We start from the raw sequence: 25762 nt of genomic DNA on the forward strand, positions 1-25762 counted from the left end.
CGACATGTTGCCTCAAAGCCCGGATAGATCGGCCATCATACCGGCCGCGACCGTCAGTCGCGACAAGGAGATGTCGCCGGCTTCCGTCAATGCCTGCAGCCTCTCGCGGGCGCGCGCGACCCGCGGACCGCCCGCTTCGATCCAGGCCGCCACTGGATCCACAGCCGACCCGTGCCCGGCGAGCACGGCGACGGCCATGCCCCGGCGCGCCGCGCCGATCATGTCGGTGGCGCGCGACAGGGCGAGCCCGTCATAATAGTCGACTGGTGCCACGGCGCGCGCCGCATCCTCGATCCGCGCGATACGGAACGTCTCGGTGAGCCCCAGATAGGCGCGCGCGGCCGTATCGAAATCGGCGCCCGCCCTTTGGGCGACCAGATCGATGTCGGGGACGATCTCGGCGATGCCGAAATAGGCCAGACGTTCGGCCAGCGCGTCGGGCGCGCCGGCGATGCGGAAATCGTGGCACCGCTCCTCGAGCCGGTTTCGCATGAAATCGGGCAGCAGGCCGGCCAATCTCGGCTCCAGCGTCTGGCGCGCCTTTTTCAGTTCGGCGATGCGCGCGCCCACGCTCTGGCTGCCGTCGCCGTTTTTCAGCATCCACGCAGTCGCGGTGTGGATCAGCCGGCCGACGGCCTGGTAGAAACGCAGTTGCTGCTGACCGTCCACCTTTGTGTCGAGCGCATCGATCTCGGCGAAGGTCGCGCCGAGGTCGAACCCGTCGCGGACGACGGCGAAGGCGCCGACGGCCTCGGCGGGCGAACAGGCCGTCACGTCCTGCAGCCGGCTGATAAAGGACGGACCGCCCCGGTTGATCGCGTCATTGGCCAACTGCGTAGCCACGATCTCCCGCCGCAGTCGATGGGCCAGGATCTCATCCTTGTATTTCTTGGCCATCCGCTCGGGAAAATAACCAAGCAGATCGGCCGCGAAATGCGGATCGTCGGGAAGACCGCTCTCCGTCAGGTCGGCAAACAGCACGATCTTGGCATAGGCAAGCAGAACGCCGAGCTCGGCCCGGGTCAGCGGCTCGCCACGCGCCGTGCGCTCGGCAAGCGCCTGTTCGCCCGGCAGGGTTTCCACCGCCCGGTCGAGCAGGCCGCGTGCCTCGAGCGCGGTCATGAACCGCGCCTGGTGGCCGAGATCGGAAATCCCGCGCCGCGCCGCCAGCGAAAGCGCCAGCGTCTGGTGGTAATTGTTGGTCAGAACCAGCTCGGCGACCTCGTCGGTCATGGCGGCGAGCAATGTGTTGCGCGTGTCGCGCGTCAGGCTGTCGGAGCGCATGGCCGCGGCCAGCGCGATCTTGATGTTGACCTCGACGTCGGACGAGTTGACGCCGGCCGAATTGTCGATCGCGTCGGAATTGCACCGCCCGCCGGCAAGCCCGTATTCGATGCGCGCGCGCTGGGTCATGCCGAGATTGGCGCCCTCGCCGACAACCTTGGCACCGACCTCGCGCCCGGTGACGCGAATGCCGTCATTCGCCCGGTCGCCCACATCCTGGTTCGATTCGTCGGCCGCCCGCACATAGGTGCCGATCCCGCCGAACCACAGCAGGTCGACGGGGGCCTTCAGGATCGCGGTCATGATTTCGGCCGGCGAGGCCTTGGTCTTGCCCAGGCCGATCGCGTCGGCGGCCGCCTGCGACAGCGTGATCGACTTTTGCGAGCGCGGGAAAACGCCGCCGTCCTTGGAAATCTTGCTCGCGTCGTAATCCTGCCAGCTCGACCGGCCGAGTTCGAAGACGCGCTTGCGCTCGGCAAACGAGGCCGCCGGGTCCGGATCGGGATCGATGAAGATGTCGCGATGGTCGAAGGCTGCGACCAGCTTGATATGTTCCGACAACAACATGCCGTTGCCGAACACGTCGCCCGACATGTCGCCCACGCCCACGACGGTGAACGGCTCGGACTGGATATCGCGATTCATTTCGCGGAAATGGCGTTTCACCGCCTCCCAGGCGCCGCGCGCGGTAATGCCCATCTTCTTATGGTCGTACCCGGCCGAACCGCCCGAGGCGAAGGCGTCGTCGAGCCAGAAATCGTGCGCCTGGCTGATCGCGTTGGCGGTGTCGGAGAAAGTGGCTGTGCCCTTGTCGGCGGCGACGACGAAATAGGGGTCGTCGCCATCATGGCGCACGACATGTTGCGGCGGCACAACCGTGTCGCCGTCAAGATTGTCGGTGATCGACAGCAGGCTGGAGATGAAATTGACATAGGCGCGCTTGCCGGCCTCGAAGACCGCGTCGCGCGTGCCGCCCTGCGGCAGTTTCTTGGGATAAAACCCGCCCTTGGCGCCGACCGGTACGATGACCGCGTTCTTGACCTGCTGCGCCTTGACCAGCCCGAGCACCTCGGTGCGATAGTCCTGTGCCCGGTCCGACCAGCGCAGACCGCCGCGCGCCACCGGGCCGAAGCGCAGATGCACGCCCTCGACCTCGGGCCCGTAGACGAAGATCTCGCGCCAGGGGCGCGGTTCGGGCAGCCCCGTCAGCATGTGCGGATCAAGCTTGAAGGCCAGCGAGCGGGTTTCGCCGTCGGCTTCCGGCTTGAACTTGCTGGTCCGCAGGGTCGACTGGATCAGGTTCAGGAAGCGCCGCACGATCGTGTCGTCGTCGAGCACCGGAACGTCTTCCAATGCCCGCATCACCGCCTCGACGCGTTCTTCCTGCAGCCGCGCCGCGTCTTGCGCGCCGAGACTGGGATCGAACCGGGCCAGGAACAGGCCGTAGAGATCGGCGGCAATCGTGGGATAGCGGTTCAGCACCGATGCGATGAAATCCTGGCTTTGCGGGATGCCGGCCTGTTGCAGGTAACGCCCGTAGGCGCGCAGGATGGTGATTTCGCTCGACGCCAGCCCCGCCGTCTGGACGAGGCCGTTATAGCCGTCATTGTCGGCGAGCCCGCGCCAGACCGAGAGGAAAACGGTCTCGAACCGGGCGGCGTCCTGTTCGAGCGCCGGCGCCCTGCCGAAGGCGCTTTCCAGTTCCATGTCGTGGACGAACACGGCCGCGCCATTGTCGAGATCGACCTCGAAGGTCCGTTCGGAAATGACCCGGAAGCCCATATTCTCCAGAAGCGGCACCCGCCGCGACAGGGCGACGGCCTCACCGTGATGATAGATCTTGAGCGCGACCTGCTGCGGCGTCTGATCAGCATGGCGGTAGAAATCGATCGCGATCGGATTGTCGACGTCCAGAGACGCGATGCGGCCCGCGTCGCGCAGCGCCTCGGCCGGCTTGAAGCTGGTGCGATAGGCTTCGGGAAAGCGGGTTGCGATCGCGGTATGGGCGCCTTCGATGCCTGCCTGCGCGGCCGCCTCGCGCAGGGCGTCGTCCCAGGTGCGCACGATGGCGCGGATTTCCGCTTCGATCGACTGGGCGTTCACCTTGGGTGTCTTGCCGCCCGAACGGCCGATGATGAAGTGGACCCGCGCCAGCCCGCCTTCCGGAAAGGCCGGGTAATAGGCCGACAGCCGGCCGTCGAACACGGTTTTCAGATAATCGCCGATGCGCACCCGGGCGCGCGAATCGTAGCGGTCGCGCGGAACGTAGACGAGCACGGAAACGAAGCGGTCGAACTGGTCGACGCGCACCAGCGCGCGCACCCGCGGCCGCTCGCCCAGTGCCAGCACCGCCATCGCGTGTTTGCGCAAGATGGTCGTGTCGATCTGGAACAGTTCGTCGCGCGGGTAGGATTCCAGCACGTTGATAAGCGCCTTGCCGGAATGATCGCCCTTGTCGAAGCCGGATTTGGCCAGCACCCGGTCCGCCTTCGAGCGCAGATAGGGAATGCGGAACACCGAACGGGTATAGGCGGTCGAGGTGAACAGGCCGACCATGCGCAGTTCGCCGGTCAGCTTGCCGTCCGCGTCGAAGGTCTTGACCCCGATATAGTCGAGATAGGCGCGGCGATGGACGATCGAGCGCGCATTGGCCTTGGTGACGATGAGCGGTTCCGGCCCGAGCAGAAACTCGCGGATCTCCGGCGTGGTGATCGAGGTCGAACTGCTGCCGCGCAAAATCTTCAGATCGGGATCGGACAGGATGCCCAGCCCCCGATTGTCGGTGCGTTCCAGAATACCGGACTTGCCCTCTCCGGTGTAGCTATATTCGCGCATGCCCAGGAAGGTGAAATTATCGTCGCGCAGCCATTCCAGGAAAGCGATCGCTTCGCCGACCGCACCCTTGTCAAGCGGGATCGGCATGTAGCGATAATCAGAGATCGTGTGCTCGAGCCGGGCAAGCATCGGCTTCCAGTCGACCACCGCCGCCCTGACCTGCTTCAGCACCTCCTTCAGCCGGGTTTCGAGCTGCTCGGCTTCCTGCTGCGGGATCGGCGGAACGTGAACGTGGATGACGCTGACGCGATCGCCCTCCGCCTTGCCGCCGGTATCGCCGCGGATCTCGCAGACGCCCTTGCCGTCGTGATCGACCAGAAAAACGGGATGGGCGACCAGCAGCGGCTCCACGCCGCCGGCGCCGATCTCGCCCATCACCGAATCGAACAGGAACGGCATGTTGTCGTTGATGACGGTGATTGCCGTCACCGGGCGACCGGCCCGCTCGATGCCGCTGTCGCGCGCGATCGCGATCACGCTCTCGCCCTTGCGATGCCGGGTGAGGGCCTGCCGCACGAGATCCGTCGCCTTCGACAGCATGGCCGGCTCGTAGGCCTCCACGTCCTCGGCTGGCGAGCGCGACAGCAACAATTGTTTGAAATCCGAAATCTGAGGCTCTTTCGGACGGGCGTCGCCCTTGCCGCTTGCGGGCTTGGCCTTGCCCTTGCTTGCCGTCATGCTTTCCTCCGGCGGGAATTTCCAGCTATCGTATCAGACGTTATCGCGAATGCGAGCCCGGCAGGACACCAACTCCCAGCAAGATGTTGAAAGGCGGTAAAAAGAAGATGACAGAAAGCGACAAAGGGCCGACGGCGCTCGATATTCCTCCCGCGACCGACCTCAGTCCCGAGACCAAGGCCTATTTCGACAAGTGCCGCGAGAAGCTCGGTCTCGTTCCCAACGTGCTGTTGTCCTACGCCTTCGACGAAAAGAAGCTGCGCGCCTTCACCGACATGTACAACGACCTCATGCTCGCCGACTCCGCCCTGTCGAAGCTCGAGCGCGAGATGATCGCCGTCGCCGTTTCCTCGGTGAACCAATGCTATTATTGCCTGACCGCCCACGGCGCCGCGGTGCGTCAGCTCTCGGGCGATCCCGAGCTCGGCGAGATGATGGTGATGAACTATCGCGTCGCCGATCTCGATACGCGCCAAAAGGCGATGCTCGACTTCGCCGTCAAGCTGACCGAAACGCCCGACAAGATCGAGGAGACCGACCGCCAGGCCCTGCGCGACGCCGGCTTCGCGGACCGCGACATTTGGGACATCGCCTCCGTCGCCGCCTTCTTCAACATGTCGAACCGGGTCGCCGCCGCCGTCGATATGCGCCCCAATCGCGAATATCATGCCATGGCCCGCTGACGGCGGGCCGCCGCTCGCGAAAATGTCATTTTATATTTTTGTTAAACGATGCGACAACCATCCCCGCGCCGGCAACCGGCCCTTGGGCACGGCGCGGGGAGAGGATCGATGCCAAAATTTCTTTACGTCTATCACGGCGGCAGCGTGCCGGAGACCGAGGAGGAGGGCAGAAAGGTCATGCAGGCCTGGACGGACTGGATGGGCTCGCTGGGCGACGCCATCGTCGACGGCGGCAATCCTGTCGGCCTGTCGAAGACCGTGATGCCCGGCGGCGGCATCGCCGACAATGGCGGCGCCAACCCGGCCAGTGGCTACAGCCTGATCGACGCCGCCGACATGGACGATGCGCTCGCCAAGGCCAAAGGCTGCCCGATCCTGGATGCCGGCGGCAGCATCGAGGTCGCCGAAACGATCGACATGTAGCGGCCGAACGGCCCTAGCGCGCGGCGATCGCCGCCGCCGCGCCGGCCATCGTCGTGGCGCTCACCCGGTTCGCGATCCGCATCGCCCGCTCGCTCCGCATGAGCCGGCGCGCCTGCGCGGCCGCCAGTACCCAGGCGCAATCGATGGCAATCAGGACAAGCGCCATCGTCGCCGTCAGCTCGATCCAACCGACGAGGCCCACCGAGCCCAGGTCGACGATGGTTGGCAGCAGCGCCAGATAAAACATCATGATCTTCGGATTGCCGAGCGTGACCGCCATGCCGGCGAAGAACAGGCGCCAAGGCGCATCCTCGCGCGGCAGTTCCGCGGCGCGGAAAACGGCCGGGGCGTTCCACATCTTCCAGGCCAGCCAGCACAGATAGGCGATGCCGGCATATTTGATCGCCGCGAAGACGAGATGGAAGCTCTGCGCCACCACCGCCAGACCGAAAACCGCCAGCGACAGCCAGATCGCCTCGCCGATCCACATGGCGAGCACGAACGGGAAGACGTCGCGAAATCCCTTGGCGATCACCCGCGCCACCAGGGCGGCGATGCTCGGTCCGGGCGACCCCGCCGCCACCAGCAACGCCCCGGCGAAGATCGACAGCGAGGTAAAATCCATGTCCGCGTCCAATCGCTTCGGATTTGCGAAGATGGAATTTCGCCATGAAACGACCGCCGCGGCAAGCCCGCCCCCGTAAGGCGCGTCGCCGGGTCAGGCCCCGTCCTCGTCGGACGCCCTCGCCAGGATGCGGCCGAGCGCCAGAACCATGTGGGCTTCGATGTCGTCGCGCAGGCGCCTGCGAATATCGGCGCGTTCCTCGACCAGATAGAGATCGACGAGCGTACCGAGCAGGGCGTTGAGGAAAGCCAGCGCGTGCGGGTCGGGCGTTCGCATCCCGGGCGCGAACCGTGCCAGAAACGGCCCCAGAAGCCCGCCGACGATACGGTCCTCGGCCTGACCCTGGTCATGTTCGACCGGCCGCAGGCGGCGCATGACGCGCAACAGGCCGACATGCGCGGGCACGGCGTCGGACGCCTCCAGATACTGGTCGAGCATCACCCGCGCCGCCTTGTCCGCCGGCAGTGTCGGGTCGAGCTTATCGAGCGCGGCCGCGCAGGTCGCCACGATCCGCGCCACCGTGTCGTCATAGGCGGCCAGAAGCAGCGCATCGCGATCGGCGAAATAGCGATAGACCGAGCCGACCGACACGCCGCACACAGCCGCCACGCGCGAGGTCGTCACCGCCGCCTCGCCGCCGCGCGCCACCAGCATTTCCGTCGCCTCGATCAGGGCCGCGCGGGTTTTTTGCGCGCGCGGCTGGCGCGGCGTCGGAGCGCTTTCGGCCAAACCGGAAAATCTGCCGTGCTCCATACCCACCATCCGGCACCGCAAAAGTGAAACATTTTCATTTTTATTGACAGCACACGGTTTCGGACGCATCGTCAAGCGCGTTTTGGGGAGGACGAGCATGCGACATTCCGCCTGGAAGATCTTTGCCGGCGCCGCGCTGGCCCTGGCCCTGCCGGTCGTCGCCATCGCGGCCGAGATCCGCGTCGAACCCGGCACGGACGCCAACGAAAAGCTCATCGAGGCGCTGATTCTGGCCGAACCGGGCGACACGGTCACCATCGCGGCCGGGCGCTATGCGCTTACCGACGGGCTGTCGCTGGATGTCGACGACGTGGTGGTCAGGGGCGAAGGCCCAGACCGCACCGTTCTGTCCTTCAGGGGCCAGACCGGATCGGGCGAAGGCCTGCTGGTCACCTCCGACCGCGTTGTTCTGGAAGATTTCGCCGTCGAGGACGCAAAGGGTGACGGGGTGAAATCCAAGGGGTCGGACCAGATCACCTTCCGCAATCTGCGCGTTGAATGGACGGACGGACCGAAGGCCGAAAACGGCGCCTACGGCGTCTACCCGGTTTCGTCGAAAAACGTGCTCGTCGACGGGGTGCTGGTACGCGGCGCCTCCGACGCCGGCATCTATGTCGGTCAGAGCGAAGACATCATCGTGCGCAACAGCCGCGCCGAATACAATGTCGCCGGCATCGAGATCGAGAATTCCTATCGCGCCGACGTCTACAAGAACGTCGCCGCCCACAATACCGGCGGCATCCTGATCTTCGACCTGCCCAATCTGCCGGTTCAGGGCGGACACGACATCCGGGTCTTCGACAATGACGTCGTCGACAACGACACGCCGAATTTCGCGCCGGAAGGCAATATCGTCGCGATCGTGCCCAAGGGCATGGGCATCATGGTGATGGCCAACCGCAACGTGCACGTCTTCAAAAACCGGCTTTCCGGCAATGCGACCGCCCATGTGCTGATCGCCGCCTATCCGGAAGACTATGACGACGACGCCTATATGTTCGTGCCGCGCGGCGTCTACGTGCACGGCAACGAGTACGGCGAGGGCGGCGGCGCGCCGGACGGCGAGGTCGGCAAGATCATCTCCGACGTCTCGGGCACGCCGGTTCCCGACATCGTGTGGGACGGCGTTACCACCATCCCGGAATATTTTTCCTGGGTCGCGGCCGAAAACCGGATCTATGTCGACGAGGCCGAGGGCACGACCTTCGCCAATCTGAAGATGATCTCGCAGCTTCTTCTGCCCTGGTCGACCGCGCCCGATACCGATATTTCCGCCTATAAGGGCGCCCTGCCCGAGCCGGAACCGGTCAAGCTGCCGCAGGATCAGGCAAGCTGAGCGGCCGGGCGATGCGGTATCGACTGCGTCTCCCGTCTCCCGGCCGACGCCTTGTCGCCGCACAGCGCGCGGCGGGGGCGGCTTGTCTCATGCTTGCCGCCGCCTTGGCCGGCCCGGCGGCGGCCGTCGACGACGTGGCCCTTGCCGCCAAGCGGCCGCCGAAGCTCCTGTCGCAGACCGGGCTCTTCGCCGATCCAGCGACCCAGAAGCCGGCGGCGGGCGTGATCCCGTTCGCGATCACCACGCCGCTGTTTTCCGATTATGCGCTCAAGACGCGCTTCGTCTACATCCCCGAAGGCAAGGCGGCCCGCTACCACGACACGGAGGCGTTTGCCTTTCCGGTCGGCTCCGTCCTGGTCAAGAGCTTCGCCTTTCCCGCCGATATGCGCCGGCCCGACGAGGCCGTCCGCCTGATCGAAACCCGGCTGCTCATCCGCCGGGACGACGGCTGGCAGGCCTGGGCCTATCTGTGGAACGACGAGCAGACCGACGCGACCTTGAACATTGCCGGCGCCAAGGTCGAGATCGCGCTCGCCGGCATCGGCGAGACGCCCGACAAGCCGCTGCGCTTCGCCTATTCCGTGCCCAACAAGAACCAGTGCAAGGCCTGTCACGCACTCGGCGGAACGATCGCCCCGATCGGCCCCAAGGCACGCAATCTCAACGACATTTTTTCCTATGCCGAGGGTCCGCGCAACCAGCTCGCGCATTGGAGCGACAAAGGGATTTTGGCCGGCGCGCCGCACCCGTCGGCGGCGCCGGCGGTGCCGGACTGGCGCGACCAGAGCGCACCGCTCGAGACGCGCGCGCGCGCCTGGCTCGACGTCAATTGCGCGCATTGCCACCGTCGGCAGGGCCCGGCGAGCAATTCGGGACTGTTTTTGACCTATGGCGAAACCGACCCGGTGGCGCTGGGAATCGGCAAGCGGCCGGTCGCCGCGGGTCGTGGCTCGGGCGGCCGCGACTTCGACATCAGCCCCGGCGATCCGGACGGATCGATCCTGATCTACCGCGTCGAAAGCACCGAGCCCGGCATCATGATGCCGGAGCTGGGCCGCTCCCGCTACGACCATGCGGCGGTCGAACTTCTACGCGACTGGATCGCGAATTTGCGTTAACTCTTTGTCGACAAAAGCCTATCGACAGATTTGACCGCCAATATTCAGTTACATTTTCTCACATAATGTGATTCCCTTGCCCATCACGCCTGTGGCAAACGGAGGCTGGGGCGCGAATTCATTCGAGGTGGGGACTTCGACGACATGTCGAGACGTTATTTCGGTACCGACGGTATCCGCGGCAAAGCCAATTCCTTTCCGATGACCGCCGATGTCGCCATGAAGGTCGGCATGGCGGCGGGCTTGTCTTTCCAGCGCGGCAACCATCGCCACCGAGTGGTGATCGGCAAGGACACGCGTCTGTCCGGTTACATGATCGAAAACGCCCTCGTGGCCGGCTTCTGCGCCGCCGGCATGGACGTCTTCCTGCTCGGACCGGTGCCGACGCCGGCCGTTGCCATGCTCACACGCTCGCTGCGCGCCGACCTTGGCGTAATGATCTCGGCCTCCCACAACGCCTTTCAGGACAACGGCATCAAGCTCTTCGGACCGGACGGCTACAAGCTTTCCGACGAAATCGAAATGCGCATCGAAAACATGCTTGACCGCGACCTGGCCGGCGAACTGGCCCGCTCCGACGGTCTCGGCCGGGCCAAACGCATCGACGGCGTCCACGATCGCTACATCGAATTCGCCAAACGCACGCTGCCGCGCTCGGTCTCGCTGGCCGGCATGCGCGTGGTCATCGACAGCGCCAACGGCGCCGCCTACAAGGTCGCGCCGGCCGCGCTTTGGGAACTCGGCGCGGAAGTGTTTGCCATTCACGACGAGCCCAACGGCGTCAACATCAATGCCGGCTGCGGATCGACCCATCCCGAAAGCCTTTGCGAAAAGGTCCGCGAGCTCAAGGCCGATATCGGTATTGCACTCGACGGCGACGCCGACCGGGTCCTGATCGTCGACGAAACCGGGGCCATTGTCGACGGCGATCAGATCATGGCCGTGGTCGCCGAATCCTGGCATCAGGCCGGCCGGCTGGCCGGCGGCGGACTGGTGGCAACCGTGATGTCCAATCTCGGCCTCGAGCGCCATCTCGCCGACCAGGGGCTCACACTGCACCGCACCAAGGTCGGGGACCGCTACGTCGTCGAACACATGCGCGCGCACGGTTTCAATGTCGGCGGCGAACAGTCGGGGCACATCGTCCTGTCCGACTTTTCCACCACCGGCGACGGGCTGGTTTCAGCCCTTCAGGTTCTGTCCTGCATCAAGCGCTCGGACCGCCCGGCCAGCGAAGTGTGCCGCAGGTTCGAACCCGTGCCGCAGATCCTCAAGAATGTCCGCTTCAACGGCGGCAAGCCACTTGAAACCGACCAGGTCCGCGCGGTGATCCGGGACGCGGAGAGCAGGCTCGGCGCGACCGGCCGCTTGGTCATCCGGCCGTCGGGAACCGAGCCGCTGATCCGCGTGATGGCCGAGGGGGACGATCCCTCGCTGGTCGAGACCGTTGTCGACGACATTGTCGGCGTGATCGGCGAGACCAAGACCGCGGCTTAGATCCGCGCCCGCGCGCCTGCCTGTCCCTGTTGCCGGCCGGCCGTTTCGGCCGGCGCCGCCCATGCGCTTGCAAAGCGCGTCGCCGCAGCCGCGCCCGTCGCGACGCCACGGCTCGTCTTTGCCGATACATCGCCAATGATCGACGATGCTTCGAATGCCATGGTTTCATGGTAAAGAAGCAGGGTTAAGCCCGCCTTAACTTTTCCGATTCATTATCTCGGTCGAGTTCAATCGAACCCGGCCTCACGCTGTCGGGAAATGCTAAGGGTGATCCTCATGACAAAGCCTGCCAGGCTAACGCTCTTCGGCGCGCTTCTTCTCGGCAGCGCCACCGCCGTATCCGCGGCCGATTTCTACGATCCGCCGGTGGTGGAGGCTCCCCCGCCCCCCGTCGTCTACGAGGAGGTCGATTCCGGCGGCTGGTACATTCGCGGCGACATCGGCTATCACTGGTCGAGCTTCAAGGATGCCGACTACGTCACCTACAGCCCGCCCGGCTATGGCAGTTTCGATTTCGGCGACCTGCGCGGCGCATGGTCCTTCGGCGCCGGCGTCGGCTACCAGGCCAACAAATATTTCCGCACCGACCTGACCCTCGATTACTGGGCAAAGTCCGAATTTACGGGCCAGACATCGGGCATTTGCGGCGGCCTGCCCTGCCAGTCGGTGGATGAAACCTCCTATTCCGCGCTGGTGCTTCTGGCCAATGCCTATGCCGAGTTCGGCTCCTGGAAAGGCATCACGCCCTATGTCGGTGCCGGTATCGGCGGAGCGCGCATCAAGTGGGACGATCTGCGCAACACGGTCGGCGGCGTCACCACGGTGCACGAAGGCACCGACGAATGGCGCTTTGCCTGGGCGCTCATGGCCGGTGCGTCCTACTGCCTGACCGACAACGTCCTTCTCGACGCCGGCTATCGCTTCACGCGTGTGAATGGCGGGCGGATGTTCGAATACGCTCCCATTGCCGGACCCGGCTTCGACGAAGGGATCGACGTCCACGAGGTCCGCGGCGGCCTGCGCTACCAGTTCGGCGGATCGAGCCGCTGCGCGCCGCCGCCGCAGGTCTACGAGCCGATCCCGGTTGAGCCGCCGGTCTACAAATAGACCGCCTGAAGACCGACCTTCCAGACCGCCCGGCCCCCGCCGGGCGGTTTTTTTCGTGCGGGCAGGCGGCGTGGAAAAGCCCGGCCGACGGATGCGCGATGCGTTTTATGCTTAACCGGCATTTAACCACTATAGTTAACAATGCCTCACGAACCGGCGGCCGCATCTGGACGGTGTCGACCCCGCGCAACCGGAGTGAGGTCCATGAAACTGCTTACACCCATCCTGCTGGCCGGCGCAGCGACCACGCTGGTCGCGCTTGCGCCAGCGGTCCACGCCGCCGACTACGATCCGCCGATCTTCGTCGAGGAAGCGCCCGAATACGTGCCCGTCGAGGTCGGGTCGGGCTGGTATCTGCGCGGCGACATCGGCTATGCCGTGTCCACCAGCTCACCGGGAGCCTTCGACTACCGCACGTTCAACGCGATCACCGGCACGTATGGCCAGTCGACATTCGCCACGGGCGCCGTCGACACCAGCTTTTCCTATGGCGGCGGTGTCGGCTACCGGTTCAACGAATGGTTCCGCGCGGAAGGCGTGATCGAGGGGTTCCAGGGCAAGTTCGAGGGCACCACGGTCGCCCCGGTACCTTGCGTCGATCCGGTTGCCAACCCGGCCTATGCAGGCACTACCTGCCGGTCTGAGGACAGCGCGCGCTACAACGGCATGTCTCTGATGGCCAACGGCTACGTCGATCTGGGCACCTATGCCGGCTTCACGCCCTATGCGGGTGCCGGCGTCGGCTATACCTATCTGCGCTGGGCCGATCTCGACAACGACACCTATTGCGTCGACGGCGCCGCGGCCTGTCCGCCGCCGCAGGCCTATCTGTCGAGCACCACTCACCCCGGAGAGAAGAGCTGGCGCTTCACCTACGCGCTGATGGCCGGCATGGCCTACGATATTTCCGACGTGCTGAAACTGGATGTCGGCTATCGCTATTCCAAGATCGAGGGCGGCCCGATGTTCGGCTTCGACGCGGCAACCGCAACCGCCGGGGCGGTCGGTGTGCAGGGCACGGATGACGGGCTCGAAACCCACGAGATCCGGGTGGGCGTGCGCTACGAGCTCTGGTAGTCCCGGACGCCAAATTCAGTCCTCAGGAACGGCGGGGTCACCCGCCGTTTTTCGTTCTGGCGACGCGGGGCATGCAAAAAAACAAGGCATGCGCACCACGCTTTTGTGTTGACGTCGCCGTCTCGTGGCTCTATCGCCGTCCGTGGGCTACCCCTCCCCACCGAGGGGCGAGCTATCTGGAAGGATAGGAACACGATGACGACTTACCCCACGCCCGGACTCCGTCCGGCGAACCCCAATTTTTCCTCCGGTCCCTGCGCGAAACGTCCCGGCTGGTCGCCAGCCGCCCTCGATGTTTCCACTTTGGGACGTTCCCACAGATCGAAACCCGGCAAGGCGGCGCTGCAACAGGCGATCGCGCTGACGCGCGACGTGCTTCAAGTACCGGCCAGCCATGTGATCGGCATCGTACCGGCCTCCGATACCGGCGCTGTCGAGATGGCGTTGTGGTCGCTGCTCGGCGCGCGCGGCGTCGACATGGTCGCCTGGGAATCCTTCGGTTCCGGCTGGATCACCGACGTGGTCAAGCAGCTCAGGCTCGACGATGTGCGCCGCATCGAGGCCGATTACGGCGAGTTGCCCGAGCTCTCGCGGATCGATTTCGATCGCGATGTGGTCTTCACCTGGAACGGCACCACGTCGGGCGTGCGCGTGCCGAACGGCGACTTCATTCCCGCCGACCGCAAGGGCCTGACCATCTGCGACGCGACCTCGGCCGCTTTTGCCCAGCGTCTCGATTTCGAAAAGCTCGATGTCGTCACCTTCTCCTGGCAAAAAGCGCTCGGCGGCGAGGCGGCCCACGGCGTGCTGATCCTGTCGCCGCGCGCCGTCGAACGCCTGGAGAGCTACACGCCGGCCTGGCCGATGCCGAAAATCTTCCGCCTGACCAAGGGCGGCAAGTTGATCGAAGGCATTTTCAAGGGCGAGACCATCAACACGCCGTCGATGCTGTGCGTGGCCGACTATCTCGACGCACTCGGCTGGGCGAAATCGCTCGGCGGGCTCGACGGCCTGATCGCCCGCGCCGACGCCAATTTCGCCGTCATCGACGCGTTCGTGGAAGGTTCGGCCTGGGCCGCGCATCTGGCCCTCGTGCCGGAGACACGGTCGAACACCTCCGTGTGCTTGTCGATCGTCGACCCGGAGGTGATCGCGCTCGACACCGACAAGCAGGCCGCGTTCGCCAAGGCCATGGTCGCGCTGCTCGACGCGGAAGGCGTCGCCTACGACATCGGCGCCTATCGCGACGCCCCTCCGGGTTTGAGGATCTGGACGGGCGCAACCGTCGAGACCGCCGATCTCGAGGCGCTGATGCCCTGGCTCGACTGGGCCTTCGCCACCCAGAAGGCCGCGCTCAAGGCTGCCGCCTGACCGCACGAGCGCCGCGCCGGCCCAGCCGGCGCGAGCGCCACTCCCCACATCGACCAAAGTTCCCGCGCCGCAGGGTCGCCACGCGATCCCTCTTCGCCAGGAAGAGCCGGCCAACCGGAAGGAAAACCCATGCCTAAAGTGCTCGTTTCCGACAAGCTGTCCCCGACCGCCGTCCAGATTTTCAAGGATCGCGGCGTCGAGGTCGACTACATGCCCGATATCGGCAAGGACAAGGACAGGCTTCTCGACATCATCGCCGACTATGACGGCCTCGCCATCCGTTCGGCGACCAAGGTTACGGCCAAGCTGATCGCGGCCGCCACGAACCTCAAAGTTGTCGGCCGCGCCGGCATCGGCGTCGACAATGTCGACATCCCCGCCGCCTCGCGCCGCGGCATCATCGTCATGAACACGCCCTTCGGCAATTCCATCACCACGGCCGAGCATGCGATTTCGCTGATGCTGGCCGTCGCCCGCCAGATTCCAGAGGCCAACGCCTCCACCCAGGCCGGCAAGTGGGAAAAGAACCGGTTCATGGGCGTGGAGATCACCGGCAAGACGCTCGGCGTCGTCGGCTGCGGCAATATCGGCTCGATCGTGGCGACACGCGGCGTCGGCCTGAAAATGCACGTGATCGCGTTCGACCCCTTCCTGTCGGAAAAGCGCGCCGTCGAACTCGGCATCGAGAAGGTGGAACTCGACGAACTGCTTGCCCGCTCCGACTTCATCACCCTGCACACGCCGCTGACCGACAAGACCCGCAACATCGTCAACGCCCAATCGATCGCCAAGATGAAGGATGGCGTGCGCATCATCAACTGCGCCCGCGGCGGTCTGATCGTCGAGGCCGACCTGGTCGCGGCCTTGAAATCCGGCAAGGTCGCCGGCGCCGGCATCGACGTCTTCGAGGTCGAGCCGGCCACCGAGAACGCGCTGTTCGGGCTCGACAACGTCGTCTGCACCCCGCATCTGGGCGCCGCCACCACCGAGGCGCAGGAAAACGTCGCCCTGCAGGTCGCCGAACAGATGTCTGACTACCTGGTCAAGGGCGCCGTCACCAACGCCATCAACATGCCCTCTATAACTGCGGAGGAAGCGCCGCGGCTGAAGCCGTTCATCAAGCTCGCCGAAGTGCTCGGAACCTTTGTCGGCCAGGTCACCGAGGACCCGATCAAGGAAGTCGAGATCCTGTTCGACGGCCAGACCGCTTCCATGAACACCCGCGCCCTGGTCAGCGCGGCGCTGGCCGGCCTGATCCGGCCGCAGGTCTCCGACGTCAACATGGTCTCGGCCCCGATCATGGCCAAGGAGCGGGGCGTCATCCTGTCAGAGATCAAGCGCGACAAATCCGGCGTTTTCGACGGTTACATCAAGCTCACCGTCAAGACGCCGACCAAGACCCGCACGATCGCCGGCACCTGCTTTTCCGACGGCAAGCCGCGCTTCATCCAGATCAAGGGCATCAATCTGGAGGCCGAGGTCGGCGAGCACATGCTCTACACGACCAATCAGGACACGCCCGGCATTATCGGCCTGCTCGGCTCGGTGCTGGGCAAGGGCGAGGTCAACATCGCCAACTTCCAGCTTGGCCGCAACAGGGCCGGCGGCGACGCGATCGCCCTGCTTTATCTGGACGCGCAGATTCCCGACGCCGTACTGGCCGAACTGCGCACCAATCCCAAGATCGACTCGGCCAAGCCGCTGCATTTCGACATCAACGGCAACTGACCCGCAATACCGCTCAGCGTCCGGCCGGATCGCCGGCCAGACGCCGCCCCGCGCGCTCGGCGACGAAGATGCCGCCGAGCGTCATCGCCAGCGCCAAGGCGTGATAGGGGCGCAAATCCTCGCCCAGCACGAGGATCGACAGTACCGTTCCGAAGATGGGCACCAGATTGACGAACAGGCCGGCGCGGTTCGCGCCGATCAGTTCGACCCCGCGCACATAAAATACCTGCGCAAGCAGCGACGGAAACAGCGCGATGAAGGCGACCAGCGCCCAGCCGCGCCCGTCCGGCCAGGCCAGCGCCCCGAAAGCGTATTCGGCGGCCACGAACGGCACAGTTCCCAGAAAGGCGGCTGCCGACAGCACCATCAGGAAGCTCTGCCAATGGATAGCCGGCTTGAACCGCAGCGCGACCGTGTAGCCGGCATAGACCAGCACCGCCCCCAGCATCAGCGCATCGCCGAGATTGAGTTCGAGCGCCAGCAGCCGTGCCGGCGCGCCGTGGCTCGCCACGAGAACGACGCCGGTCACCGACACCACGAAGCCGACCATCTGCCCCGGCGCCACCCGCACGCGAAACAGCAGGAAGTTCAGCAGGAAAATGAACATCGGAATGCCGCCCTGTTCGATGCTGACATTGATCGCGCTCGTATGGGCAAGGGCGGTGTAAAGCGCAACATTGAACAAGGTGAACCCGAAAAAGCCGAGCAGGAAAAGCAGACCGAGATGCGACCGCACCAGCGCCCAGTCGGCGCGCAACCGACGATGGCCGACGCAAAACAGCACCAAAAAGGCGACCGCCCAGCGCAGCGCCGTCAGCACCATCGGCGACACGTGGCCCACCGCCAGCTTGCCGGCGACGGCATTGGCGCCCCAGAAAAGGGTTGTCGCCAAAAGCAGGATATAGGCGTTGCGCTGCATGGGCCAAGTCCGCTGGAGGGCAGGCCTTGGCCTACGCAGTTCGCGTTGCGATGTAAATCCATCCCCGCGGCGCTTCTATCGGCGGCCAAGATGGAGTAGGCTTGCGACGAACAAGGAAGCAGGACGCTTGTCGCATGCTTCAGACCTCGCCAGCCGGCCTTCGCCGCCACGCGTTAGCGTTTGTGCTCGCCATCGTCGTCGGGCTCGTTCTCGTGTTCTGGCACAGTTCGACGGCCACCGCCCGCGACGGGGCGCTGCTCGTCAATCCCCGGCAGCAGGCGACGCCGGAACCGAAGCCGAAAAAAGTCGAAACCAGAAAAGCCCCGGCAGCCGCCCAACCGGCAAAAACCACGCGCAAGAAGGCGACGACGCCGCGCAGCGCCACGCGCAAGCCGACGCGGCGCAAGACCCGGGCACGTGTACCCAGCGAAACCGCGCCAAGCGGTAGCCCGCCCACAGGCGAAACCCGCTTCGTCGCCGACGAAGTAATCGTGCGTTACCGGCTTGCCGCCGCGCAACCGGCGATGGACGCTCTGGTGCGGCGCCTCAATCTGCGCCATATCGAGGGTCGAACCTTCGCGCTTGCCGGCATCACCGTTCATCGCTACGCCATTGTCGGCGGCTCGCCGGTCACAACGGTGATCGCCGCCCTGGAGGCCGATCCAACGGTGGTCTACGCCCAGCCCAACTATCTCTACGAGCTGGCCCAGGCTGCTGCCGCCGCGTCCGGCGGCCCGCAATACGCGCTCACCAAGATGGCGATCGAGGCCGCCCAGGCCGTCACGACCGGCAAGGATGTGCCGGTTGCCGTGATCGATTCGGCCATCGACGTCGCCCATCCCGAACTGGAGGCGGCCTCGGTGGAAACCGCCGACGTTACCGGCAATGCCCCGGAGCCGCACCAGCACGGCAGCACCATCGCCGCACTGATCGCCTCGCGCGGCACGTTGCGCGGCATCGCACCGGACGTGAGGATGCTCGGCATTGCCGCCTTCGACGTCGACAGGGCTTCCGGCACGGTCAACAGCAGTTCGTGGCGGGTCGCCGCGGCCATTGACCATGCTTATGAATGGGGTGCCCGCCTGGTCAATATGAGCTTCGCCGGCCCAAAGGACCCGCTGATCGCGCGCAGCGTCGCCGGCATGGGGCGACGCGGCATGATCGCGGTCGCGGCCGCCGGCAATGCCGGCCCCGAGGCGCCGCCGCTCTACCCGGCCGCCTATGCCGGGGTGATCGCGGTAACCGCGACCGACCGCGACGACGCCGTGTTCGCGAAGGCCAATCGGGGCGACTATGTCGCGCTCGCCGCACCCGGTGTCGAGATTCTCGGCATCGCGCCAGGCGGACGCTATGTCGTGTCGTCCGGCACCTCTCTGGCGGCGGCCCATGTCAGCGGACTGGCCGCGCTGCTGCTCGGCCGCGCCAAGAGCCTGTCAGCCAAAGCGCTTCTCGACGCGCTGGCGGCGTCCTCGCACGACCTCGGCGACCCCGGCGTCGATCCGGTCTACGGCGCCGGCCTGCCCGATGCCGGCAGCGCCATAAGCCAGTTCGGGTCCTGAGGCACAACGCACGCGCGCATCGACCCCGCACAAGAAAAAATATTCTTAGAAAATTCAATGGCTTGAAGAAGAAGGCGGCTTTTTCTCCGCGGTTTGTGAACCTTTTGCCACCCCGTCGCGACCAACGGACATGGCTTTCGGGCCTGGCAAGAAGAAACCCTGGAGGACACCATGCTGACCAAACTGCTCACCACCGCGATCGTATCCGGTCTTATCGCCACCGCTGTCGCACCCGCCGCAGCCTATGCCCGCGACGGCGCCGGGCTTCCGTTTGCCCGCATGCACAACCCCGACGGCTCGAGCGTCACCTCGCGCGGCCGCCGCGACGGTTCGCGTCTTGAGACCCACCGCAACAAGCGCGGCAAGATCGTGAAGCGGATCCCGCACCGCAAACCCATGCTGCGCAAGGGCAAGCGCCGCAGCGTGCCCTGGGCGAGCTCCTACGACCGGCGCACTGGCACCAGCATCACCGCGATCGGCAACGGCAATGGCACCCGCACCGTCATCACCTTCGGCATCGGCGGTTTCGGTATCCATATTTCGCGCTGAACACGGTGAAAACCGGCATCAGGCTCGCCGTTCCCGGCGGGCCTGACGTCGCGATAGATCGGAGACCGGCCATGAAGGCGCCGCATGTTTCACCTGGACCAAAACATCGGCTAGGCTGCACCGATACGCTCATGCGGTCGCGGCAGCCGCCGACCGCCGGGAGGGCCAGCCACGCCGATGCAGGGTGCGCAGGAAACGGATACGGTCTTGTTGAGCCGGATCGGCACGGGCGACCGTGCGGCCATGCAGACGCTTTACGCGCGCCATTCCAAGCGGCTCTATCACTATCTGCTGCGTTTGACCCGCGACGGCGCCGTGGCCGAGGATCTGGTCAACGACGTCTTCGTCGATTTGTGGAAGGGCGGCAGCACGTTCGAGGGCCGCGCCCAGGTTTCGACCTGGCTGCTGGCGATCGCCCGCTACAAAGCGCTCTCGGCGCTGCGGCGCCAAAAACCGACCGTCCAGTCCGACGCGGCGCTGGAAAACTGGGAGGAACCGGGCGACACGCCGGAAGTGGCCGCGCAGAAAGCGGACAAGGGCAAGAGATTGCGCGCCTGCATCGAGCAGCTCTCCGTCGAGCACCGCGAGGTGATCGATCTGGTCTACTACCAGGAAAAGTCGGTCCGCGAGATCAGCGACATCGTCGGGATCCCCGAGGCGACCGTCAAGACGCGCATGTTTTACGCCCGCAAGAGCCTTTCGGCGCTGATGGCGCGGGCGGGACTTGATAGAGGTTGGCCATGACCCTGACCCATGACGAACGCGAGGCGCTGGAACTGCTGTTGCCATGGTACGCGGCCGGCACCCTCGAGGAAGAGGAGCGTCGGCGCGTCGAGGCCGCGCTCGAATCCGATGCTGGACTGGCCGACAGCCTCGCCCTGGTACGCCAGGATCGCGAGGCCGCGCTCGAGTTGATCGCCGAGGAGCCGGTTCCCACCTCGATGGCGGCGCGCTTCGAGGCCGCGCTCAATGCCACGCCGCACCCTGCCGAAACCCACCAGGCAAGGCCCGCCCGGTCTTTACAGGAAGGCCCTCTGGCCCGATTCGGCGCCTGGCTGTCGCAGCTTCTGTCGCCGCCGCGGCTGGCCGTTGCCGCTCTCGCCGCCGCCCTCCTGATCGCCGTTCAGGCCGGGCTGCTCGTCTCGCTGATCGGCACGGGCGAAGACGGGAACGGTTTCACGGTCGCCAGCGAAGAGGACGAGGGCGCGCAGGCCGGGGGGCTGGCGGTACTCGTCCAGTTCGCGCCCGATCTCGACATGGCCGCGCTCGCCGCCTTTCTCGACCGCGCGGGCGGGCGCATCGTCGACGGCCCGCTTCCGGGCGGCCTGTTCAAGCTGCGCTTCGCCGAGGCCGCCGATCAGGATACGCTGGCGGCGCGGCTGCGCGCCGAGCCGGCCTTGTTCGCCCTGGTATTGCCGAGCGAATAAGTATGGCGGTCGCCCGCGCGAGAGCGCGACGCCGATAGCCGAATCGTGAAACGAAAAATGGCACTCCCAAGGGGACTCGAACCCCTGTTTCCGCCGTGAGAGGGCGGCGTCCTAGACCACTAGACGATGGGAGCCCGGGAACCGCGCCGATATAGGCCTTCGCGCGAACAAATGCAACATCGCGCCGCGCCCAATCGACATTTCGCCGCGAGGAGCGGCACGCAGCGGTTTGCCGCTTGCGGGGTCAGCCTTGCCGGGGATCGACCGGGTCCCACAGATTGCCGCAGCGACTGTGTAACACGGCCGTCATGCGACACCTCTCACGCCGGGGCGCTTCGCGAAAGCACGAGACGGCGACGGTCGCGGTCCGGCGACGGGAATTCACTGAGCGCGGATGTCGTAGCGGCCCAGAAGCCGGCGCCCGCGCACATCGTAAATGTAGATCGCCGCCTGCCCGTCCGGCAGCGCGACATGCAGCGCGACCCGATCGCCCGACAGCGACTGCGACAGGATCTGCGCACCGGCAGGCAAGACGATCTCGGCTTCGACGAACGGCGTGTCGGCAGGTGCGGGAACCGGGCTGTCGCCGGCGGTTTCGGGCGCGTCGCCGGAAAAGCTCACCTTGTAGACAACCGCCCCGAGCACGGCCATAACGGCCACGAACAGGATTCCCAGATTGATCGCGATGAACCGGACCAGCTTGCGGCGCACTTTTTCGGCAGCCGGATCGAGCGGCTTGTCTTCGGCTTCGTCGGAGGCAAATTGTGGTCGTTCCATGGACGGTACTTCCATAGCGGACGGGCGATCATGACGAGCGCTCCTGATAGCCGAGGCACCACGCGATGGAAAGAGGCGTCGACATGAGGCAAAGTCACGCGGACATGCGCGCCGGCGACCAACGTCGCCTGATCGTCGCCGAAGGGGCCGCCGGCAGCCGGCTCGACCAGTGGCTCGCCGGCAGCCTGGACGGCGCGCTGTCGCGCAGTCGCATCCAGGGCCTGGTCAAGGCCGGCGCCGTCACGGTCGGCGACCAAGTGGTGCGTGAGCCCAAGCACAAGCTCGCCGCCGGCGATCGCGTCGCGCTGGTCCTGCCCGAGCCGGAACCGGCCGATCCGCAAGCCGAGGCGATCGCGCTCGACATCCTGTTCGAGGACGACCATCTGATCGTCATCAACAAGCCGGCCGGCATGGTCGTTCATCCCGCCGCCGGCAATTGGACCGGGACGCTGGTCAACGCACTGCTTCACCATTGCGGTCCATCCCTTTCGGGTGTCGGCGGGGTGCGTCGCCCCGGCATCGTGCATCGGCTCGACAAGGACACCAGCGGTGTGATGGTGGTGGCCAAATCCGACGCCGCCCATCGCGGCCTGGCCGCAGCCTTTGCCGATCACGGCCGCGACGGCACGCTCGAGCGTGCCTATGCGGCCTTCGCCTGGGGGGCGCCCGAGCGCGACACCGGCACGATCGAGGCTGCGCTCGGCCGGTCGTCGAAGGACCGCACCCGCCGCGCGGTGGTCGCGCCCGACCGTCCCGACGCCCGTCAGGCCGTCACCCACTACAAGGTGATCGAGCGCTATCGCGCCGCCGACGGCACGGCCGATGCGGCCGCCTTGCTCGACTGCCGCCTGGAAACCGGGCGCACCCACCAGATTCGGGTTCATCTCGCCCATATCGGCCACCCGTTGATCGGCGACCCGGATTATGGCCGCGCCCTGCGGACCAAGGCCAACCGCCTGCGCGAACCGGCACGCGATCTGGCGCTCGCCTTTCCGCGCCAGGCGCTGCATGCCCGCCTGCTCGGCTTCCGGCATCCGCTCAGTGGCGAAGCCATGCGCTTCGAAACCGCCTTGCCGGACGACCTCGCGCGCCTGGCGGCCTGCTTGCGTGCGCCATAAAAAGTTGATATTTTAAGTTCACTTTTGCGTGAAGGTGATTTTCGGCGGCAAAAACCGTGAAATCGCCCGAATCCTACCTATATTTCCTATATGGCTGCGGTGCGTCTTTTATGCGGCCGCGCCTCACAGGCCCGCCGGTCTCCGGGGGCAAAATCCATTGGAGGGAGGGTGCTTTATGGCCCAGACATTACCCAGTATCGTATCGGGAGAAGGCGGCCTCAGCCGCTATCTTGAGGAAATCCGCCGATTTCCCATGCTGCAGCCCGAAGAAGAATACATGCTCGCCAAACGGTATCACGAACATGGCGACACCGACGCCGCACATCGGCTCGTCACCAGCCATCTGCGGCTCGTGGCCAAGATCGGCATGGGCTACCGTGGTTACGGCCTGCCGATCGGCGAAGTCATCTCGGAAGGCAATGTCGGCCTTATGCAGGCCGTGAAGAAATTCGAGCCCGAGCGCGGCTTTCGCCTCGCCACCTATGCGATGTGGTGGATCAAGGCGGCGATCCAGGAGTATATTCTGCGCTCCTGGAGCCTGGTCAAGATGGGCACCACGGCCAATCAGAAGCGGTTGTTCTTCAACCTGCGCAAGGTCAAGAGCAAGATTCAGGCGCTCGACGACGGCGATCTTAATCCCGAACAGGTGAGCGAGATCGCCACCCGGCTCAACGTCAGCGAGGAAGAAGTCATCTCGATGAACCGCCGGCTTTCCGGTGACGCCTCGCTCAACGCGCCGATCCGCGCGACGGAAGGCGAATCGGGCGAATGGCAGGACTGGCTGGTCGATACCAGCCGTTCGCAGGAAGAAATCCTGGTCGAGCAGGACGAGCTGGAAAACCGGCGCGGCATGCTCGGCGAGGCGCTCGACGTGCTCAACGAGCGTGAAAGGCGAATCTTCGAAGCCCGCCGCCTGTCGGAAGACCCGCTCACGCTCGAAGAGCTTTCGGGCGAATTCGACATCTCGCGCGAGCGCGTGCGCCAGATCGAGGTCCGCGCCTTCGAAAAGGTCCAGGAAGCCGTCAAGGCGGCGGCCAAGCGCAAGGATCAGGCCGTTCGCACCATTGATGCCGGCGCTGCCGCCTGATTGCAGCGGCGCGGGCGGCGGCCTTGTCCGTGCGGGTCGCGTTCCCGCGAGCCGCGTCGCCGTTTGCATAGGTTTTTGAAGGCCTGACGGCTCTCCGAAGCTCATTGTGACATCGAACGGCTTGAGCGCCGGGACTTGGGCGCGCGGCTGGGGCACGCCGCGATACGGATTCGACAGGTAAAGCCGGCGCTGCCTATCAGGACCGCGACACTCACAGGCCGGCCGTTGCCGTCGCGCTCGACGATGAGAGAGCTATCCGCTGGAGGCGGCCTCCCACGCCTTCAACGCTTCGTCGAAGACCTTTTCCCCCGGTAGACCCTTTTCCATCGTCACCAATGCACGCCGGCCCGATTTGTAGACGATCGGCAGATCGATCCAGTTCTGGTCGCGCAGCATGCGCATGTTCTGCGCGATGTCGGTTTCGGCGTCGTTGAGCGCGACGAGGAAAAACCCGTCGGCGATCTTGGCGGGAATGCCGCGCAGCGGATTGCCGGCCGCCTGCTCGGTATCCTTCATCGTCATCCGGAGCACATTGTCGATCGGCCCGCTGGCGAAATTTTCCGGCGTCAGGAAGATCAGTTCCACGATATGGCTGGCCGGAAGGGTCTGGTCGGCGTTGCGGCGAATCGTCAAACGCAACTTCAGATCCTTGTCGGGAATGCTCGCCTCTGCGCGGATCGCAGGTTCCGGCGGCAGGTCGTTTCCGGGCGATTCCTGCGCCAGCGACCACACGACGGCCCCCGAATCGGCTGTGCCTTCCGCGACGGCCGTGCGTTCCTCGTAAAAGATCGCCTTCTGCGCCACCGGTACGCCGGCCTCGGCGGCGGCGCCGGGCGTGCCGGCAGTGTCGCCCGCACCCGCCTCGCCCGTGCCCGGCAACGGTTCGCTGTCGGGCGGCGTAGCCGCGGCCATTGAGGTACCCTCGCCAACCGTCGCTTCCCCACCGGCCGGACCTTCGTCGGTCTCGCTGCCATCCGTGTTGAGGCGCTGGGTGAATTTCTGCGGCTCCTCGGCAGCCGTCTCGTCAGGCGCGACCGGATCCGGCGCCGCGGCCGTCTCCGCCTCCGGTTCAGGCTCGGGCGCCGGCGTTTCGGCGGCGGCCGTCTCCTCGGCCGCATCCTGTGCCGCGATTTCGGTTTCCCCAGATCCGAACAGGCCGGCGAACCCGTCCCTGTTGAGCCACATCGCGTAGGAGGCGCCACCGACAAGCACCACCACCGCGGCGGCAGCGACCCACCGGCCGACGGGCCGCTTGGCGCGATTGTCCGGCGGCGGGGGCGGCACGTCTTGCGGTACGAATTCGGCATCGCCCAGCGGCGGCACCTCTCCCTCCTCCGAGGGACCGTCCGCGTCGACCTCCGGTCCTTGAACCGGGTTGCCCGCAGGCGGCGAAGCGAGAACGGGGGCAGGTGCGGCCTCGGTGGCCGGCTTGACGGCCTCCGGCAACGGATCGGTCTTCGGCACCGCCGGCGCCGCGCTCGCCGCCGGCATGGCGGCGGCCACGGGTTCGGTCTTCTCCGGCTTCGGTTTGGAAAGGTCGGCAAAAAGCGCGTCCAGTTCCGCGAGCGGATCGGAGGAATCGGCCGGCGCCTTCGCTTGGAATTCGCGCTCGATTTCGCGAATGGCGTTTTCGAGCTGCTGGCGTTGACGTTCGGCAACGGCCTCAGGCGGCGGCGGATTCATGGCCGCCAGCTTGGCGCCAATCGTCGCACGGGCCTTCTGATAGACCTTTTCACGAATTTCGGGCGTGGTTTCGCCGAGATTCCCGATCGTTTTTTTCAGAACCGCTACGAAATCTGCCATTCGTCGCC

22 protein-coding genes and 1 tRNA gene are annotated in these 25762 nt (G+C 65.7%); 15 read left to right on the forward strand and 8 right to left on the reverse strand.

The annotated features are described in order from the left end of the window. Positions 1 to 12 precede the first annotated feature (12 nt). The gene (locus tag EP380_RS07325; protein ID WP_127597727.1) at positions 13 to 4797 is read right to left on the reverse strand and encodes an NAD-glutamate dehydrogenase; all 4785 of its coding nucleotides are present in this window, start codon (positions 4795 to 4797) and stop codon (positions 13 to 15) included. A 107-nt stretch (positions 4798 to 4904) separates the two neighbouring features. Here EP380_RS07325 and EP380_RS07330 point away from each other — a divergent pair, with 107 nt between their 5' ends. Together EP380_RS07330 and EP380_RS07335 are read left to right on the forward strand one after the other, a co-directional pair. Continuing rightward, positions 4905 to 5480, forward strand: coding sequence for a peroxidase-related enzyme (locus tag EP380_RS07330; RefSeq protein WP_106570482.1), 576 nt, complete (start codon positions 4905 to 4907; stop codon positions 5478 to 5480). A 108-nt stretch (positions 5481 to 5588) separates the two neighbouring features. Further along, positions 5589 to 5903 (forward strand): hypothetical protein, encoded by a 315-nt coding sequence (locus EP380_RS07335; protein ID WP_106570046.1) that lies wholly within the window; start codon positions 5589 to 5591, stop codon positions 5901 to 5903. Positions 5904 to 5916: 13 nt separating this feature from the next. Here EP380_RS07335 and EP380_RS07340 read toward each other — a convergent pair whose 3' ends face one another. Next, positions 5917 to 6528 (reverse strand): LysE family translocator, encoded by a 612-nt coding sequence (locus EP380_RS07340; protein WP_127597729.1) that lies wholly within the window; start codon positions 6526 to 6528, stop codon positions 5917 to 5919. A 93-nt stretch (positions 6529 to 6621) separates the two neighbouring features. Beyond that, positions 6622 to 7281 (reverse strand): TetR/AcrR family transcriptional regulator, encoded by a 660-nt coding sequence (locus tag EP380_RS07345; RefSeq protein WP_164749795.1) that lies wholly within the window; start codon positions 7279 to 7281, stop codon positions 6622 to 6624. 97 nt (positions 7282 to 7378) lie between these two features. Here EP380_RS07345 and EP380_RS07350 point away from each other — a divergent pair, with 97 nt between their 5' ends. The 3 genes from EP380_RS07350 to glmM all read left to right on the forward strand — a co-directional run bounded on the left by EP380_RS07350 (position 7379) and on the right by glmM (position 11232). Then, on the forward strand, positions 7379 to 8617 hold the full coding sequence (locus EP380_RS07350; protein WP_127597733.1) for a parallel beta-helix domain-containing protein: 1239 nt from the start codon (positions 7379 to 7381) through the stop codon (positions 8615 to 8617). Positions 8618 to 8706: 89 nt separating this feature from the next. Continuing rightward, positions 8707 to 9735, forward strand: a complete 1029-nt coding sequence (locus tag EP380_RS07355) for an SO2930 family diheme c-type cytochrome (protein ID WP_127597735.1) — start codon at positions 8707 to 8709, stop codon at positions 9733 to 9735. Positions 9736 to 9879: 144 nt separating this feature from the next. Then, positions 9880 to 11232: a phosphoglucosamine mutase gene (gene glmM, locus EP380_RS07360; RefSeq protein ID WP_106570051.1), complete on the forward strand. Its 1353-nt coding sequence runs from the start codon at positions 9880 to 9882 to the stop codon at positions 11230 to 11232. On the opposite strand, the gene EP380_RS23525 is transcribed toward glmM, so the two are convergent. After that, positions 11229 to 11393, reverse strand: coding sequence for a hypothetical protein (locus EP380_RS23525; RefSeq protein ID WP_164749796.1), 165 nt, complete (start codon positions 11391 to 11393; stop codon positions 11229 to 11231). The two genes, glmM and EP380_RS23525, sit on opposite strands and share 4 nt — an antisense overlap. Positions 11394 to 11508: 115 nt before the next feature. Between EP380_RS23525 and EP380_RS07365 the strand changes: the two genes are divergently transcribed. The 4 genes from EP380_RS07365 to serA all read left to right on the forward strand — a co-directional run bounded on the left by EP380_RS07365 (position 11509) and on the right by serA (position 16515). Beyond that, on the forward strand, positions 11509 to 12339 hold the full coding sequence (locus EP380_RS07365) for an outer membrane protein (RefSeq protein ID WP_106570052.1): 831 nt from the start codon (positions 11509 to 11511) through the stop codon (positions 12337 to 12339). Between the two features lie 204 nt (positions 12340 to 12543). Beyond that, on the forward strand, positions 12544 to 13416 hold the full coding sequence (locus tag EP380_RS07370; protein WP_106570053.1) for an outer membrane protein: 873 nt from the start codon (positions 12544 to 12546) through the stop codon (positions 13414 to 13416). 195 nt (positions 13417 to 13611) lie between these two features. Continuing rightward, positions 13612 to 14787 carry a phosphoserine transaminase gene (locus EP380_RS07375; RefSeq protein WP_127597737.1) on the forward strand — a complete coding sequence of 392 codons (1176 nt, stop codon included), beginning with the start codon at positions 13612 to 13614 and terminating at the stop codon, positions 14785 to 14787. Between the two features lie 129 nt (positions 14788 to 14916). Further along, the gene (gene serA, locus EP380_RS07380) at positions 14917 to 16515 is read left to right on the forward strand and encodes a phosphoglycerate dehydrogenase (RefSeq protein ID WP_106570055.1); all 1599 of its coding nucleotides are present in this window, start codon (positions 14917 to 14919) and stop codon (positions 16513 to 16515) included. A 13-nt stretch (positions 16516 to 16528) separates the two neighbouring features. Here the strand turns inward: serA and EP380_RS07385 are convergent, their stop codons facing one another. Then, positions 16529 to 17434, reverse strand: coding sequence for a DMT family transporter (locus EP380_RS07385; RefSeq protein ID WP_127597739.1), 906 nt, complete (start codon positions 17432 to 17434; stop codon positions 16529 to 16531). Between the two features lie 134 nt (positions 17435 to 17568). On the opposite strand from EP380_RS07385, the gene EP380_RS07390 reads away from it, so the two are divergent. The 4 genes from EP380_RS07390 to EP380_RS07405 all read left to right on the forward strand — a co-directional run bounded on the left by EP380_RS07390 (position 17569) and on the right by EP380_RS07405 (position 20969). Further along, a complete protein-coding gene (locus tag EP380_RS07390) occupies positions 17569 to 18993 on the forward strand; it encodes a S8 family serine peptidase (protein ID WP_127597741.1) in 1425 nt (474 codons plus the stop codon). A 171-nt stretch (positions 18994 to 19164) separates the two neighbouring features. After that, positions 19165 to 19542 carry a hypothetical protein gene (locus EP380_RS07395; RefSeq protein ID WP_127597743.1) on the forward strand — a complete coding sequence of 126 codons (378 nt, stop codon included), beginning with the start codon at positions 19165 to 19167 and terminating at the stop codon, positions 19540 to 19542. 177 nt (positions 19543 to 19719) lie between these two features. Then, positions 19720 to 20286, forward strand: a complete 567-nt coding sequence (locus tag EP380_RS07400; RefSeq protein WP_127597745.1) for a sigma-70 family RNA polymerase sigma factor — start codon at positions 19720 to 19722, stop codon at positions 20284 to 20286. After that, entirely contained in the window at positions 20283 to 20969 is a 687-nt protein-coding gene (locus EP380_RS07405) for a hypothetical protein (RefSeq protein WP_127597747.1), read from the forward strand. The genes EP380_RS07400 and EP380_RS07405 overlap by 4 nt, the downstream gene beginning before the upstream one ends. Before the next feature lie 58 nt (positions 20970 to 21027). Here the strand turns inward: EP380_RS07405 and EP380_RS07410 are convergent. Both EP380_RS07410 and EP380_RS07415 read right to left on the reverse strand, forming a co-directional pair. Further along, a tRNA-Glu gene (locus EP380_RS07410) sits at positions 21028 to 21103 on the reverse strand. Between the two features lie 247 nt (positions 21104 to 21350). Then, positions 21351 to 21746 carry a fimbrial protein gene (locus EP380_RS07415; protein ID WP_106570061.1) on the reverse strand — a complete coding sequence of 132 codons (396 nt, stop codon included), beginning with the start codon at positions 21744 to 21746 and terminating at the stop codon, positions 21351 to 21353. A gap of 83 nt (positions 21747 to 21829) precedes the next feature. Between EP380_RS07415 and EP380_RS07420 the strand changes: the two genes are divergently transcribed. Then, positions 21830 to 22864, forward strand: coding sequence for an RluA family pseudouridine synthase (locus EP380_RS07420; protein ID WP_420845847.1), 1035 nt, complete (start codon positions 21830 to 21832; stop codon positions 22862 to 22864). Between the two features lie 175 nt (positions 22865 to 23039). After that, positions 23040 to 23951, forward strand: coding sequence for an RNA polymerase sigma factor RpoH (rpoH, locus tag EP380_RS07425; protein WP_106570063.1), 912 nt, complete (start codon positions 23040 to 23042; stop codon positions 23949 to 23951). 252 nt (positions 23952 to 24203) lie between these two features. Here the strand turns inward: rpoH and EP380_RS07430 are convergent, their stop codons facing one another. Beyond that, positions 24204 to 25754, reverse strand: a complete 1551-nt coding sequence (locus tag EP380_RS07430; protein ID WP_127597749.1) for a hypothetical protein — start codon at positions 25752 to 25754, stop codon at positions 24204 to 24206. Between the last annotated feature and the right edge of the window lie 8 nt (positions 25755 to 25762).

This window comes from Nitratireductor alexandrii (assembly GCF_004000215.1).
GTDB lineage: Bacteria > Pseudomonadota > Alphaproteobacteria > Rhizobiales > Rhizobiaceae > Mangrovimarina > Mangrovimarina alexandrii.

Coding starts and splice junctions, on each gene's coding strand:
- EP380_RS07350 (WP_127597733.1), top strand. CDS start 7,379: ATGCGACATTCCGCCTGGAAGATCTTTGCCGGCGCCGCGCTGGCCCTG.
- EP380_RS07335 (WP_106570046.1), top strand. CDS start 5,589: ATGCCAAAATTTCTTTACGTCTATCACGGCGGCAGCGTGCCGGAGACC.
- serA (WP_106570055.1), top strand. CDS start 14,917: ATGCCTAAAGTGCTCGTTTCCGACAAGCTGTCCCCGACCGCCGTCCAG.
- EP380_RS23525 (WP_164749796.1), bottom strand. CDS start 11,393: ATGGCATTCGAAGCATCGTCGATCATTGGCGATGTATCGGCAAAGACG.
- EP380_RS07395 (WP_127597743.1), top strand. CDS start 19,165: ATGCTGACCAAACTGCTCACCACCGCGATCGTATCCGGTCTTATCGCC.
- EP380_RS07325 (WP_127597727.1), bottom strand. CDS start 4,797: ATGACGGCAAGCAAGGGCAAGGCCAAGCCCGCAAGCGGCAAGGGCGAC.
- glmM (WP_106570051.1), top strand. CDS start 9,880: ATGTCGAGACGTTATTTCGGTACCGACGGTATCCGCGGCAAAGCCAAT.
- EP380_RS07345 (WP_164749795.1), bottom strand. CDS start 7,281: ATGGAGCACGGCAGATTTTCCGGTTTGGCCGAAAGCGCTCCGACGCCG.
- rpoH (WP_106570063.1), top strand. CDS start 23,040: ATGGCCCAGACATTACCCAGTATCGTATCGGGAGAAGGCGGCCTCAGC.
- EP380_RS07385 (WP_127597739.1), bottom strand. CDS start 17,434: ATGCAGCGCAACGCCTATATCCTGCTTTTGGCGACAACCCTTTTCTGG.
- EP380_RS07330 (WP_106570482.1), top strand. CDS start 4,905: ATGACAGAAAGCGACAAAGGGCCGACGGCGCTCGATATTCCTCCCGCG.
- EP380_RS07340 (WP_127597729.1), bottom strand. CDS start 6,528: ATGGATTTTACCTCGCTGTCGATCTTCGCCGGGGCGTTGCTGGTGGCG.
- EP380_RS07430 (WP_127597749.1), bottom strand. CDS start 25,754: ATGGCAGATTTCGTAGCGGTTCTGAAAAAAACGATCGGGAATCTCGGC.
- EP380_RS07370 (WP_106570053.1), top strand. CDS start 12,544: ATGAAACTGCTTACACCCATCCTGCTGGCCGGCGCAGCGACCACGCTG.
- EP380_RS07355 (WP_127597735.1), top strand. CDS start 8,707: ATGCTTGCCGCCGCCTTGGCCGGCCCGGCGGCGGCCGTCGACGACGTG.
- EP380_RS07420 (WP_420845847.1), top strand. CDS start 21,830: ATGAGGCAAAGTCACGCGGACATGCGCGCCGGCGACCAACGTCGCCTG.
- EP380_RS07365 (WP_106570052.1), top strand. CDS start 11,509: ATGACAAAGCCTGCCAGGCTAACGCTCTTCGGCGCGCTTCTTCTCGGC.
- EP380_RS07400 (WP_127597745.1), top strand. CDS start 19,720: ATGCAGGGTGCGCAGGAAACGGATACGGTCTTGTTGAGCCGGATCGGC.
- EP380_RS07375 (WP_127597737.1), top strand. CDS start 13,612: ATGACGACTTACCCCACGCCCGGACTCCGTCCGGCGAACCCCAATTTT.
- EP380_RS07390 (WP_127597741.1), top strand. CDS start 17,569: ATGCTTCAGACCTCGCCAGCCGGCCTTCGCCGCCACGCGTTAGCGTTT.
- EP380_RS07405 (WP_127597747.1), top strand. CDS start 20,283: ATGACCCTGACCCATGACGAACGCGAGGCGCTGGAACTGCTGTTGCCA.
- EP380_RS07415 (WP_106570061.1), bottom strand. CDS start 21,746: ATGGAACGACCACAATTTGCCTCCGACGAAGCCGAAGACAAGCCGCTC.